This window comes from Rhodococcus sp. S3 (assembly GCF_058211795.1).
The window spans coordinates 1,763,819-1,776,417 of record NZ_CM177074.1 but is presented as its reverse complement, the minus strand read 5'-3'; the positions used below and the strand labels follow the sequence as shown (position 1 = coordinate 1,776,417).

Below are 12,599 nucleotides of genomic sequence, written 5' to 3'. Positions count from 1 at the left end.
TGGCCTACTTTCCGGCGATCTTCTTGGCTGCAGCCTCGACGTCGTCGAGTCCACCGCAGCTGTTGAACGCCTGCTCGGGCAGGTGGTCGAACTCGCCCTTGCACACGCGGTCGAAGGCCTCGATGGTGTCGGCGAGCGGCACGACCGAACCCGGCTGACCCGTGAACTTCTCGGCGACGATGAAGTTCTGGCCGAGGAACTTCTGGAGACGACGGGCACGGGCGACCGTGACCTTGTCCTCTTCGGAGAGCTCGTCCATACCGAGGATGGCGATGATGTCCTGCAGTTCCTTGTACTTCTGCAGGATGCGCTTGACCTCGTTGGCCACCCGGAAGTGATCGGCACCGACGATGCCCGGCTCGAGGATTCGCGAGGTCGACGTCAGCGGGTCCACAGCGGGGTAGATACCCATCTGCGAGATGGGACGCGAGAGCTCGGTGGTCGCATCGAGGTGAGCGAACGTCGTGGCCGGCGCGGGGTCGGTGTAGTCGTCGGCGGGCACGTAGATCGCCTGCAGCGAGGTGATCGAACGGCCACGCGTCGAGGTGATGCGCTCCTGGAGCTCACCCATCTCGTCCGCGAGCGTGGGCTGGTAACCCACGGCCGACGGCATACGACCGAGGAGGGTCGAAACCTCCGAGCCGGCCTGCGTGAAGCGGAAGATGTTGTCGATGAACAGGAGCACGTCCTGTCCCTGGACGTCGCGGAAGTACTCCGCCATCGTCAGGGCCGACAGGGCGACGCGCATACGCGTTCCCGGCGGCTCGTCCATCTGACCGAAGACAAGGGCGGTGTCCTGGAGGACGCCCATCTCTTCCATCTCGAGGTGGAGGTCGGTGCCCTCACGGGTGCGCTCACCGACGCCGGCGAACACCGACGTACCGGAGAACTCACGCGCGATACGGGTGATCATCTCCTGGATCAGAACGGTCTTGCCGACACCGGCACCACCGAACAGACCGATCTTGCCGCCCTTCACGTACGGGGTCAGCAGGTCGATGACCTTGATGCCGGTCTCGAGGATCTCGGTCTTGCCCTCGAGCTGGTCGAAGGCCGGGGGCTTGCGGTGGATGCCCCACTGCTCGCCGTCGCGGCCGGTGCCCGGCGCGTCGAGGCAGTCGCCCAGCGCGTTGAACACGTGGCCCTTGACGACGTCGCCGACGGGAACCGAGATCGGCTTGCCGGTGTCGCTGACGGGGGCGCCACGCACCAGGCCGTCGGTGGGCTGCATCGAGATCGTGCGGACCAGGTTGTCACCCAGGTGCTGCGCGACCTCGAGGGTCAGGGTCTTCGCCACGGACGGCAGAGTGACCTCTGCGTGCAGGGCGTTGAACAGCTCGGGCACGGCGCCACGCGGGAATTCCACGTCGACGACGGCGCCGATGACGCGGACGACGCGCCCGGCAAGGGCCGACGCCGCACCGGCGTTGTTGTCGGTTACTGCTGCGGTCATTGTGGTTCAGTCACTTCCTGCACTCGAGGCGAGCGCACCGGCACCGCCGACGATCTCGCTGATTTCCTGGGTGATCTGGGCCTGGCGGGCCTGGTTCGCCTGACGGCTGAGGGTGTTCACCAGTTCCGTGGCGTTGTCCGTCGCGGCCTTCATGGCGGTACGACGGGCTGCCGACTCGGAGGCCGCCGCGTCCAGCAGCGACGCGTAGATGCGCGTGCTGATGTACTTCGGCAGGAGAGCCTCGAGCAGAACTCCGGCCTCCGGCTCGAAGTTGTACACGGCCTGCGGTCCCTCGTTGTCCGTGGCGCGGCGTCCGTCGGTGAGCATGTCCTCGCCGAGGTCGATCTCGTCCTCGGTGATGCTCACCTCGAGCGGAGCCATCCTGCGAACCTGGGGGGTCTGGGTCAGCATCGACACGAAGCGGGTGTAGACGATGTGCAGTTCGTCGACGCCCTCGATGGTGCCCTCGCCGTTCGGGGCGGGCACCTCGGTGCCCGAACCCGCCATGAACAGTTCGACCAGGTGACGGCTCGCCTTCGCGGCGTCCGTGTAACGGGGGTCCTGCGAGAAGCCCGTCCAGGCAGCGGCCACTTCACGCTCACGGAACGTGTAGTAGCCGAGGCCCTTGCCGCCCATCACGTACAGCACAGGCTCCTTGCCCTCGCTGAGGAGCAGCTGACGCAGCTCCTCGGCTTCCTTGAGGACGTTGGAGTTGTAACCGCCGGCCATACCGCGGTCGCTGGTCACGACCAGCACTGCGGCACGCTTGGGGTTCTCGCGCTCGTTGAGCAGGGGGTGATCCAACGAGGCCGACGCACTCGCCAGCTCGGAGAGCACCTTGGTGATCTCCTCGGCGTACGGCTTGGACGCTGCCACTCGGGCCTGGGCCTTCGTGATACGCGACGTCGCGATCAGTTCCTGCGCCTTGGTGATCTTCTTGGTCGAGTTGACCGACTTGATCCGCGAGCGCAGTTCGCGCAAGTTCGCCATTCGTCGATCACACTCCCTTCACTGGACGCTGGGTCATGGACTCCCCGCTCACTTGCGAACGGTGGTGCGCTTGACGGAGACCTGCTCCTGCTGGACCTCGTCGGCACCGAGGGCCTCGGCCTCTGCCTCGTTCACGACACGGCTGCCGTCGGAGGCGATGAAGCCCTCCTTGAACTTGGCGGTCGCGGCGGTGAGAGCCTCGATCGACTCGTCGGACAGGGCCTTGCCACCGGCGATCTGCTCGTAGACGCCTGCGGCGTTGCGGTGCAGATCCTCGAGGAGCTCGGTCTCGAAGCGACGCACGTCCTCGACCGGAACCGAGTCGAAGACACCTTCGCCGGCGAGGTAGATCGACACGATCTGGTCCTCGACCGCGATGGGCGCGTACTGGTCCTGCTTGAGGAGCTCGACGAGACGCTGACCGCGCTCGAGCTGAGCCTTCGAAGCGGCGTCGAGGTCGGAGGCGAAGGCGGCGAAGCCTTCGAGCTCACGGAACTGCGCGAGCTCGAGGCGCAGCGAACCGGAGACCTTCTTCATGCCCTTGGTCTGGGCGGCGCCACCGACTCGGGAAACCGAGATACCGACGTTGATGGCGGGGCGGACACCCTTGTTGAACAGGTCGGACTCGAGGAAGACCTGGCCGTCGGTGATGGAGATGACATTGGTCGGGATGTAGGCCGACACGTCGTTCGCCTTGGTCTCGATGATCGGCAGGGCCGTCAGCGAGCCGCCACCGAGCTCGTCGGAGAGCTTGGCGGAGCGCTCCAGCAGACGCGAGTGCAGGTAGAACACGTCGCCGGGGTATGCCTCGCGGCCCGGCGGACGACGCAGCAGCAGCGAGATGGCGCGGTAGGCCTCGGCCTGCTTGGTCAGGTCGTCGAACACGATGAGGACGTGCTTGCCCTGGTACATCCAGTGCTGGCCGAGGGCCGAACCGGTGTAGGGGGCGAGCCACTTGAAGCCGGCGGAGTCGGAGGCCGGAGCCGCGACGATGGTGGTGTACTCCATCGCGCCGTTCTCCTCGAGTGCCTGCTTGACACCCGCGATGGTCGAGCCCTTCTGGCCGATCGCGACGTAGATGCAGCGGACCTGCTGCTTCGGGTCGCCGGTCTCCCAGTTCGCCTTCTGGTTCAGGATCGCGTCGATGCAGACCGCGGTCTTGCCCGTCTTGCGGTCGCCGATCACGAGCTGACGCTGGCCGCGGCCGATCGGGGTCATCGCGTCGATGGCCTTGATGCCGGTCTGCAGCGGTTCCTCGACCGGCTGGCGCTCCAGCACGGTCGCGGCCTGCAGCTCGAGGGCGCGGGTCTCATCGGCTTCGATGTCGCCGAGACCGTCGATCGGCTGACCGAGCGGGTTCACGACGCGACCGAGGAAGTTGTCGCTCACCGGCACCGACAGAACGTCGCCGGTCCGCTTGACTTCCTGGCCTTCTTCGATGGTCTGGAAGTCGCCCAGGATAACGGCACCGATCTCGGTGGCCTCGAGGTTGAGGGCCACGCCGAGGACGCCACCGGGGAACTCCAGCAGCTCGTTCGCCATCGCCGACGGCAGACCGCTGATGTGCGCGATGCCGTCACTGGTGTCGACGACCACGCCGACCTCCTCGCGGGAGGCCTCCGGGGAGTAGCTCGCGGTGTAATTGTCAATCGCGCTACGGATCTCGTCGGAGGAGATCGTCAGCTCCGCCATGTTCTTCCTGCTCTCGGTATCTGGTCTTCGAAAAGATCTATGTGTGTGTTCGGTAGTGGACTACGTGAGGCTCTTGCGCACTGCAGCGAGTCGACCCGCGGCACTACCGTCGATGACCTCGTCGCCCACCCGGACGACCAATCCACTGAGAAGCTCGGGATCGACCTCGACGTGCACCGTCACAGGCTTCCCGTAGATGCGGGTCAGGGTCGCGGTGAGCCGCTCCTCCTGCTTCGCATCGAGCGGTGCCGCACTGCGGACGTGCGCGACGGCACGGTCCCGCTGGGCCGCGGCGAGCGCCGACAACTCGTCGAACGTCTCGGCCGGCGACTTGCTCAGCCGACCGACCGCGTGGACCGCCAGCGCCTCGGTGACCGCGGTCACCTTGCCGTAGAGCAGGCGCGTCAGCAGATCGCGCTTGGCCGAAGCCGGGGTGCTGCGATCCGAGAGCGTCTGCTCGAGCTCGGGGTCGCCGGCCACGATGCGACCGAGGCGGAACAGTTCGTCCTCGACGGTGTCGAGCTGGTCCTGGTCCGCTGCGGCCTTCAGCAGTGCCTCACGGCCGAGCTGGACGAGCGAGCCGGTCAGGTCGGACTGTGCCGACCAGTCCTGCCCCGCTGCGGCCTTGACGGTCGCGAGGGTCTGGGCCGAAACCTTGCCGCCGAAGACCTGCTCGGCCAGCCGCTCGCGAACGGCAGCCGGGGCCGAGGCGTCGGCCAGCGCGGTCCGGAGAGCCCGCTGGCTGTCGAGCGCCTCGACCACCGAGAAGAGTTCGGAACCGGCCTGAGCCGCAGCGGCAGTCGCGGCACCCGAGCCCAGGGCGGACTGCAACGCGGAACGCGTATGAGCGAGTGCCTCACGGCTTGCTGCGTACATGGTGCTCACTTTCCGGATGCAGAGTCAGCGCTGAGGGAGTCGAGTTCGTCGAGGAACCGATCGATCGAGCCGGCACGCTTCACGTCGTCCGCGAGCGCTTCGCCGAGGATCTTCTCGGCGAGATCCACGGAGCTGCGTCCGAGATCGCTACGCAGCTCGGCCACGATCTGCTGGCGCTGGGCCTGCAGCTGGTTGTGACCGGCGGCGACGATACGGTCGCTCTCCTCCTGGGCCTGCGCCTTCATGTCGGCGATGATCTGCTGGCCCTGTGCACGGGCCTCTTCACGGATCTGCGCCGCCTCGGTGCGGGCCTCGGCGAGCTGGCTACGGTACTGCTCGAGCGCGGCCGCAGCCTCCGCCTGAGCTTCCTCTGCCTTCTTGATGCCGCCTTCGATCAGCTCCGAACGCTCGTCGAGCACCTTCTGGAACATCGGAAGCACGAACTTCCAGAAGACGAATCCGACGAGGATCAGGGCGACCAGCGACCAGACGATGTCGTACGTCGCGGGGAGGAGAGGATTCTGGTCCTCCGCCTCTGCCGCGAGAATCAGGATGCTGTCAGCCATTGTGATCGTCGGATCAGAAGATGAAGCCGGCGACGATGCCGATCAGCGCGAGGGCCTCGGTGAATGCGATACCGAGGAACATCGTGGTGCGCAGCTGGCCGGCCATCTCGGGCTGACGAGCCATGCCCTCGATCGCCTTGCCGACGACGATGCCGATGCCGATGCCGGGGCCGATGGCGGCGAGGCCGTAGCCGATGGCGCCTGCACCCGAGATCGTGGTCTCCTGGGCGAGGACGTCTGCTGCCTGAAGCGCAACGCTCATTGGTGTTCCATTCCCTTTCTTGTGGCTCGGCCCCGGGAGTCGGCAACCGAGTCAGTCTGTGTGTAGATGTAGGTCGTGCCGTCCGTCGAGCTAGTGCTCTTCGGCGTGCAGGGCCAGATCGATGTACACCGCGGTGAGCAGCGCGAAGATGTAGGCCTGCAGGACGATCACCAGGAGCTCGAAGAAGGTGAACGCGATTCCGCCGATGAGAGAACCGATACCGAACACCTTCATGAAGCCGTCGGAATCGAAGAAGAAGAACTGGGTGGCGCTGAAGAACAGCACGAGCATGATGTGACCGGCCAGCATGTTGGCCATGAGACGAATGGTCAGCGTGAACGGCCGCAGAATGAAGGTCGAGACGAACTCGATCGGGATCACCAGGACGTGGAGAGCCGGCGGCAGGTTCGGGATGACGATGCTGCTCTTGACGTAACGGAAGAATCCGTACTTCTTGATGCCCACGTAGTTGAAGACGATGTAGGCCAGTGCCGCGAGCACGATCGGCATACCGATTCGTGCGTTGGACGAGATGTTGAGGAACGGGATGACCGAGGTCAGGTTCAGACCGACCACCAGGAAGAAGATGGTGACGATCACCGGGAGGAACCGGCGTCCCTGTTCCTTACCGAGGATGTCCTCGGCGATGTGGATCCGGACGAAGTCGAGCATGATCTCGGCGACGTTCTGCACGCCCCGCGGCACGATCTTCGGACTCCGCAGTGCGAAGAAGAAGAACAGCGCAACGATCAGGGCGACGGCGACGCGGATGAGCATCAGCCGGTCCATCTCGAAGGGGGTGCCTTCGAACAGGACTGCCGGTGGGAAAAAATCAGCTAGTGACGGCGCGTGGAATTCTCCGGCTGCCAAGGTGGTGACGCTCAGCGCTCTCTCCCGTAGTCGGCCGCAGGCATGCCGTCTGCGGTTCGATCGGACATTGACGATCCTGAAGTCGACCAGGTCGGCTCGCGTATTCGCCAGTGGTCCGAACCGAGTGAACGGTCCCGCTTCCTGCCGGTGTCGGCGACTCTCGTCGACTCGGCGGCCATTTGAACACGACCGCCTACGAAGTCACAACTGCGCACCCTCTTCAAACCCGATGCGTGCAGCGTCACTCTCGTAGAACTCACCCTATCAACTGCTCTACGACAGTGCGTAGGTGGGTTCCTACGTGGGGGTTATGGACAAGCGGCACTACTACCGATCGTCGTTGTCGGATCCGGACGACGCCTGGGGATCCACGTACAGCGCGCGCTGCGAGAGCACGCCGTAGGTCTCGGCCCCCAGAACGATGACCAGGGCGAACACGATCGTGAGGACGAGTGCGTTGCGGTTGTAGAAGTCGAGCGAGTCGAGCGAACCCATCACGACGATGGCGAGGATCAGTTTCAGCAGCCACGTGCCGAGAAGTACTGCTCCGGCGGTCATCGCCGGCAACTTCGACGTCAGGAGAACGCCGAGTGCGGTGAAGAGGATGAAACCTCCGCCGACGGCCGCTCCGATGAGCGCACCCCACAGGCCGGGCATCCCGGCGACGAGCACCGAGACCACCGACGCCACGACGGCGAGCGCGAGAAGACCGAGGGCGCCGTACCGCACGGCCGCGCGCATCGGTGCGATCGGGTCGGGCAGCGAGGGCAGACCGTGGTCGGGTTCGGGATGATCCGGGTTCGTCACGATATCCGAGCCTAACCGACCTCTCGGGAGTGCTCCGGTGGCGTCTCCCCCGACTCGTCGTGCCGCCGTAGCGACGGCACGGCGGTCACGACGAGGGCGAACACGAGACCGCCCGCGAGGATCAACACCACCGCCCGCCGATCGAGCAGCGAGGAACCGACGGCTCCGAAGGCCAGGATGCCGACCCACAGGTAGAGCAGCAGCACCACGCGACGGTGCGAGTGCCCGATCTGCAGCAGGCGGTGGTGGAGGTGCATCTTGTCGGGGCTGAACGGGCTGACGCCGGCCCGGGTGCGCCGCACGATCGCGAGGAGCAGGTCGAGGATCGGGATGAACATCACGGCACCGACCAGGATCAGCGGCGAGAGCAGACCGAGCAGGTCGCGCGAACCGTAGGCGCTGAGCGGGATGAGGCCCGAGGCGCTCGTGGAGATCGCGGCGAGCATGAGACCGATGAGCATGGACCCGGAGTCGCCCATGAAGATCCTGGCGGGCTGGAAGTTGTGCGGCAGGAAGCCGAGGCAGGCGCCGGCGAGGGCCGCGGCCATGAGGGCCGGCGGGTAGGCGGAGACGTCGCCGCCCTGATCGAGCAGCAGACCCACGGAGAACGCGCAGATCGCGAGTGCGGCGATGAGACCCAGTCCGGCCGCGAGACCGTCGAGCCCGTCGACGAAGTTCATCGCGTTGATCGTCACCGCGGCGACGGCGACGGTGATGAGACCGCCCTGGAGCTGGTCGAGCACGAGTGTCGAGGCACTGAACGGGTCGTAGATGACGATCCAGCTCACGCCCATGATCACGAGCACGCCGGCCGCGGTGACCTGGCCGACGAACTTGGTGAGTGCGTCGAGTCCCCACCGGTCGTCGACGATGCCGACGACGACGATGATCGAGGCCGCGACGAGCGCCGCCCCCATATCCGGGGTGAATTCGAAACCCCTTGTCAGAGCAGGTAATTGCTGAGCGAACACGATTCCCGCGACGAGGCCGATGTACATGCCGACCCCACCCATCCGCGGAGTCGGGGTCACGTGCACGTCGCGGTCGCGGGGCACGGCGACCGCTCCGAACTTCAGCGCGAGGATCCGCACCACACCGGTCGCGAGGAAGGTCACCACCGCGGCGGTGAGCAGGACGAGGAGAAGCTCCCGGATGGGAACGCCGGCGCCGCGCCCGGCCTGGGCGAGCAGTACGGCGGTGGTGTCGGCTGCAGTCACGTGCTCCGTTCCTCCGCCGCTACTCCCCGCCGGACCGAAGGCGCTCGGGATCGTCGCCGAGCACCTCCGCGAGTGCTTCGGCCGTCACCGCACCTTCGCGCAGGATGCGCGGGCGGTCGCCGGTGAGGTCGACGATCGTCGATGCCACCCCGTGCTCGGCGGGGCCACCGTCGAGATAGACACTCGCCGACGCTCCGAGTTGCTCACGCGCCTCGGTGACGTCGGTGGCAGGAGGCCGGCCGGAGACGTTGGCGCTGGAGACCGCGAGCGGACCGACCTCGCGCAGCAGCTCCAGGATGACGGGGTGCAGCGGCATGCGGAGCATGACAGTGCCGCGGGTGTCGCCGAGATCCCAGGCCAGCGACGGCGCCTGGTGCACCACGAGGCTGAGCCCGCCCGGCCAGAACGCGCGGATCAACTCCCGCGCCTCGGGACGCACCGAGGCGACGAGGCCGTCGATGGTCGTCCAGGAGCCGACGAGGACCGGAACCGGCATGTCGCGGCCGCGTCCCTTCGCGCGTAGCAGCGCGGTCACGGCGTCGGAGTCGAACGCATCGGCAGCGATGCCGTACACCGTGTCGGTGGGTACGACGACGAGTCGTCCGGCCTTGAGTGCGCCGCGCGCCGCGTTGAGTCCGGCGGCGCGCGAAGCTTCGTTGTTGCAGTCGTACACGGTGCTCACGCGCTCATCCTTCCACTTCGGCCGCAATCGGCACCGGACGGGTCCTGCCCGTCAGCCGTCCGCCGCAGACCGTACCGACTTCATGCGGTCGGCCTCCACCGCGGTGGGCACACGATGTGCGGTCACGAATCGGGCCTTCCCGGCGAGGTCGGGGTGCCGTACGACGTCGCCGAACACCCGACGCTGCTCGAACAGTTCGGCGACCAGCAGGCTGTGCGTGTCGTCGTGCTCGACCGCTGCCGCTCCCCCGATCCGCAGCCAGCGCGCGATGTTGGAGACCATCGGCCGGATGACGGACAGTCCGTCCGCTCCCCCGAAGAGCGCCGAATGCGGATCGTGTTCGATGACCTCGGGTTCGAGGTCCGCCCCCTCCGGGATGTAGGGCGGGTTGGCGACCACCAGGTCGACACTGCCCTCGAGGTTGGTGAGCAGGGTGCGGTCGGTGACGTCGCCCTGGTACAGCCGGATCGGGGTGTCCCCCTCGTCCGCGCGGGTCTCGGCATTGCGTCGTGCCCACGCAAGGGCCTTCGCCTCGAGCTCGACGGCGTGGACCTCGGCGTCGGGACGCGCATGAGCGATCGCCAGGGCCAGCGCGCCGGATCCGGTGCACAGGTCGAGGACGACCGGGTTGCGGCTGCCGTGGCGTTCGAGGAAGGCCAGCGCCCATCCGAGCAGCAGTTCCGTCTCGGGCCGCGGGACGAACACCCCCGGCCCCACCGCGAGGTCGATCTCCCCCATCGGCGAGGTACCGATGATGTACTGCAGAGGAATCCGCTTCGCCCGCTGTTCGACCATCGACCGGTAGGCGTCGATGGTCGTCGCATCGACGAGCGGGACCAGACCGAGTCGCCCCCGCTCGATGCCGAGCAGGTGGGCTGCGAGAAGTTCGGCGTCGACCCGGGGACTCGGGACTCCTGCTTCCTCGAGGACCGATGCCGCTTCGATGATGGCCAGGCGCAGAGGTTGACGGCTCACGCCTTACAGCGTGCCACGACCTCGGACCTGCACTACGCCGAGGTAGCCCTCGCATTGCACGCAGAAGTCACGGACCGGACATCGGGGGTGTTTCCGGCAACGTGATTGACAGCACGCCGGGAGGGGCACCCGAACGAGGACCGATACCTTCCGGTCGGTTTCATCGACAGAAAGGGATTGCTTCATGAAGACGCGGACTGTGCGTGGAATCACCGTTCTTGCCGCTGCGGGCGCGACCGCCTTCGCGGCCCCTGCTCTCGCGAGTGCCGAGCCCATCGACTTCCAGCCGATCCCCATCGGATGCCCGGCGGGCATCGGCTCGGTCGACACGGAGACCGTTCTCGCCGAGGAGGACGCGGAGCCCGGCCAGATCGAGTACGAGATCGAGCAGGAGGGCAGCGGAGGAGGCCAGATCAACTGGTTGAACCTGCGGACGCTGCAGCTGGGCGGCGGTGTCCTTCCGGAAGCAATCGACGAGGACGAGCCTGCGGTCGCCCTCCAGACCGGGGACGGACTCGTCGTCAGCGCAGTCTGGGGCGCCCATCAGAACGCCGACGGTCAGGGTTGCTTCCTGCTGCCGGGCGTCGATCTCACGAACGTTCCGCCGGCACCGGCGCCCGACGACAACGGGGGCGGCGAGGCCGGTGAGGGCGACGAAGCTCCTGCCTGATCCCTGCCGACGAGCCCGGTTCGCGGTTACTCCGCCGCGAGCCGGGCTTCTCTGTCCGCAGCGCCCAGGGCGTCGAGCAGCGCGTCGAGTTCGCCGTCGAGCACCGCGTCGAGGTTGTGGGACTTGAAGCCGATGCGGTGATCGGTGATCCGGTTCTCCGGGAAGTTGTAGGTGCGGATGCGCTCCGACCGGTCGACGGTCCGGACCTGGCTGGCGCGACCCGCCGATGCCTCGGCCTCGGCCGCCTCTTCCGCCGCCGCCTGCAGGCGCGCCGCGAGGACCTGCATTGCGCGGGCCTTGTTCTGCAGCTGCGAGCGTTCGTTCTGGCAGGTCACCACGATGCCGGTGGGAAGGTGCGTGATGCGCACGGCCGAGTCGGTGGTGTTGACGCCCTGACCGCCCTTGCCGGACGACCGGTAGACGTCGATGCGCAGGTCGCCCTCGTCGATCTGCACCTGCTCGACCTCGTCGGGCTCGGGATAGACGAACACGCCGGCCGCGGAGGTGTGCACGCGTCCCTGCGACTCGGTGACGGGCACACGCTGGACACGGTGCACGCCGCCCTCGAACTTCAGACGGGACCACACGCCGTCGCGCACGTCGGTCCGCGACTTGATCGACAGCGTGACGTCCTTGTAGCCGCCGAGATCGGAGTAGGTGGCACCGAGAACCTCGACGCGCCAACCGGCACGTTCGGCGTAGCGCGTGTACATCCGGGCGAGATCACCGGCGAACAGAGCGGACTCCTCGCCACCCTCACCGGACTTGACCTCGAGGACCACGTCGTCGCTGTCGTGCGGGTCGCGGGGCGCGAGCAGGTCGGTCAGCGAACGGTCGAGCTCGGCGACCTGCGCCTCGAGGTCGTCGACCTCGGACGCGAACGACGAATCGTCGGCGGCGAGTTCGCGCGCCGCCTCGAGATCCTCGCGGGCCTGCTTCAGAGCGTTGTAGGTCGACATCACGGGGGCGAGCTCCGCGAACCGCTTGCCCACCCGACGCGCTGCCGCAGGATCGTCGTGCAGCGACGGGTCGGACAGCTGCTGCTCCAGACCCGCGTGTTCGGCCAGGATGTCGTCGATGGCCGACGGCTTGGTCTGCCCCGCCATGAGTGTGCTCCGCTCTGGTTTCGATCCTTGCAATGAAAAAGCCGACGCCCGGCCTGCACGAGGGCAGTACCGGGCGTCGGCGTGACAGCTAGCTGTCGGAAGCGGCCTTCTTCGGCGCACGCTTGCCGTAGCGAGCCTCGAAGCGCGCGACGCGTCCACCGGTGTCGAGGATCTTCTGCTTGCCGGTATAGAACGGGTGGCAGTTGGAGCAGACTTCGACGTTGATACGTCCCGACTCCTTGGTGCTGCGCGTCTCGAACGTGTTACCGCAACCGCAGACGACGGTCGTCGTCACGTAGTTGGGGTGGATTCCTGCCTTCATGGTGTCCCTTTCGTGGCCGCCGGGTCGCCTTCGCGGGTCGAAGACGTGAACCGGAGCCGGACTGAGCCTGTCGATTATGCCAAACGAAGGGCCCCGGGAAGAAATTCCCCG

The 12,599-nt window shown here is 66.8% G+C and carries 14 protein-coding genes; 1 reads left to right on the top strand and 13 read right to left on the bottom strand.

Going from position 1 to position 12,599, the window contains the following annotated elements; genetic code table 11:
* Nucleotides 1–4: 4 nt before the first annotated feature.
* From atpD to prmC, 11 genes are all read right to left on the bottom strand, one after another.
* On the bottom strand, nucleotides 5–1,453 hold the full coding sequence (atpD, locus tag AC0LPE_RS08300) for a F0F1 ATP synthase subunit beta (protein ID WP_016692470.1): 1,449 nt from the start codon (nucleotides 1,451–1,453) through the stop codon (nucleotides 5–7).
* 6 nt (nucleotides 1,454–1,459) lie between these two features.
* Complete coding sequence (locus AC0LPE_RS08295) at nucleotides 1,460–2,443, bottom strand: F0F1 ATP synthase subunit gamma (RefSeq protein WP_006552595.1); 984 nt, start codon at nucleotides 2,441–2,443, stop codon at nucleotides 1,460–1,462.
* A gap of 48 nt (nucleotides 2,444–2,491) precedes the next feature.
* The gene (gene atpA / locus AC0LPE_RS08290; RefSeq protein WP_016692469.1) at nucleotides 2,492–4,135 is read right to left on the bottom strand and encodes a F0F1 ATP synthase subunit alpha; all 1,644 of its coding nucleotides are present in this window, start codon (nucleotides 4,133–4,135) and stop codon (nucleotides 2,492–2,494) included.
* A gap of 60 nt (nucleotides 4,136–4,195) precedes the next feature.
* Nucleotides 4,196–5,011, bottom strand: coding sequence for a F0F1 ATP synthase subunit delta (locus AC0LPE_RS08285; protein WP_088899335.1), 816 nt, complete (start codon nucleotides 5,009–5,011; stop codon nucleotides 4,196–4,198).
* Between the two features lie 5 nt (nucleotides 5,012–5,016).
* Nucleotides 5,017–5,577 (bottom strand): F0F1 ATP synthase subunit B, encoded by a 561-nt coding sequence (locus AC0LPE_RS08280; protein ID WP_016693805.1) that lies wholly within the window; start codon nucleotides 5,575–5,577, stop codon nucleotides 5,017–5,019.
* Between the two features lie 13 nt (nucleotides 5,578–5,590).
* Complete coding sequence (locus AC0LPE_RS08275) at nucleotides 5,591–5,839, bottom strand: ATP synthase F0 subunit C (protein ID WP_006552591.1); 249 nt, start codon at nucleotides 5,837–5,839, stop codon at nucleotides 5,591–5,593.
* 90 nt (nucleotides 5,840–5,929) lie between these two features.
* Entirely contained in the window at nucleotides 5,930–6,709 is a 780-nt protein-coding gene (gene atpB / locus AC0LPE_RS08270; RefSeq protein WP_170318521.1) for a F0F1 ATP synthase subunit A, read from the bottom strand.
* 327 nt (nucleotides 6,710–7,036) lie between these two features.
* Nucleotides 7,037–7,516, bottom strand: a complete 480-nt coding sequence (locus AC0LPE_RS08265) for a Cg1360 family ATP-synthase-associated protein (protein ID WP_020371189.1) — start codon at nucleotides 7,514–7,516, stop codon at nucleotides 7,037–7,039.
* An 11-nt stretch (nucleotides 7,517–7,527) separates the two neighbouring features.
* The gene (locus AC0LPE_RS08260; protein WP_016693802.1) at nucleotides 7,528–8,733 is read right to left on the bottom strand and encodes an MraY family glycosyltransferase; all 1,206 of its coding nucleotides are present in this window, start codon (nucleotides 8,731–8,733) and stop codon (nucleotides 7,528–7,530) included.
* Between the two features lie 19 nt (nucleotides 8,734–8,752).
* Complete coding sequence (locus tag AC0LPE_RS08255) at nucleotides 8,753–9,415, bottom strand: L-threonylcarbamoyladenylate synthase (protein WP_016693801.1); 663 nt, start codon at nucleotides 9,413–9,415, stop codon at nucleotides 8,753–8,755.
* Between the two features lie 51 nt (nucleotides 9,416–9,466).
* A complete protein-coding gene (gene prmC, locus AC0LPE_RS08250) occupies nucleotides 9,467–10,390 on the bottom strand; it encodes a peptide chain release factor N(5)-glutamine methyltransferase (RefSeq protein ID WP_016693800.1) in 924 nt (307 codons plus the stop codon).
* 184 nt (nucleotides 10,391–10,574) lie between these two features.
* Here prmC and AC0LPE_RS08245 point away from each other — a divergent pair, with 184 nt between their 5' ends.
* The gene (locus tag AC0LPE_RS08245; RefSeq protein WP_145691568.1) at nucleotides 10,575–11,060 is read left to right on the top strand and encodes a hypothetical protein; all 486 of its coding nucleotides are present in this window, start codon (nucleotides 10,575–10,577) and stop codon (nucleotides 11,058–11,060) included.
* 26 nt (nucleotides 11,061–11,086) lie between these two features.
* Here AC0LPE_RS08245 and prfA read toward each other — a convergent pair whose 3' ends face one another.
* Entirely contained in the window at nucleotides 11,087–12,166 is a 1,080-nt protein-coding gene (prfA, locus tag AC0LPE_RS08240) for a peptide chain release factor 1 (protein ID WP_016693798.1), read from the bottom strand.
* An 88-nt stretch (nucleotides 12,167–12,254) separates the two neighbouring features.
* On the bottom strand, nucleotides 12,255–12,488 hold the full coding sequence (gene rpmE / locus AC0LPE_RS08235; RefSeq protein WP_006552583.1) for a 50S ribosomal protein L31: 234 nt from the start codon (nucleotides 12,486–12,488) through the stop codon (nucleotides 12,255–12,257).
* Nucleotides 12,489–12,599 lie beyond the last annotated feature (111 nt).

Coding starts and splice junctions, on each gene's coding strand:
- AC0LPE_RS08275 (WP_006552591.1), bottom strand. CDS start 5,839: ATGAGCGTTGCGCTTCAGGCAGCAGACGTCCTCGCCCAGGAGACCACG.
- atpD (WP_016692470.1), bottom strand. CDS start 1,453: ATGACCGCAGCAGTAACCGACAACAACGCCGGTGCGGCGTCGGCCCTT.
- AC0LPE_RS08280 (WP_016693805.1), bottom strand. CDS start 5,577: ATGGCTGACAGCATCCTGATTCTCGCGGCAGAGGCGGAGGACCAGAAT.
- prfA (WP_016693798.1), bottom strand. CDS start 12,166: ATGGCGGGGCAGACCAAGCCGTCGGCCATCGACGACATCCTGGCCGAA.
- AC0LPE_RS08295 (WP_006552595.1), bottom strand. CDS start 2,443: ATGGCGAACTTGCGCGAACTGCGCTCGCGGATCAAGTCGGTCAACTCG.
- AC0LPE_RS08245 (WP_145691568.1), top strand. CDS start 10,575: ATGAAGACGCGGACTGTGCGTGGAATCACCGTTCTTGCCGCTGCGGGC.
- AC0LPE_RS08285 (WP_088899335.1), bottom strand. CDS start 5,011: ATGTACGCAGCAAGCCGTGAGGCACTCGCTCATACGCGTTCCGCGTTG.
- atpA (WP_016692469.1), bottom strand. CDS start 4,135: ATGGCGGAGCTGACGATCTCCTCCGACGAGATCCGTAGCGCGATTGAC.
- rpmE (WP_006552583.1), bottom strand. CDS start 12,488: ATGAAGGCAGGAATCCACCCCAACTACGTGACGACGACCGTCGTCTGC.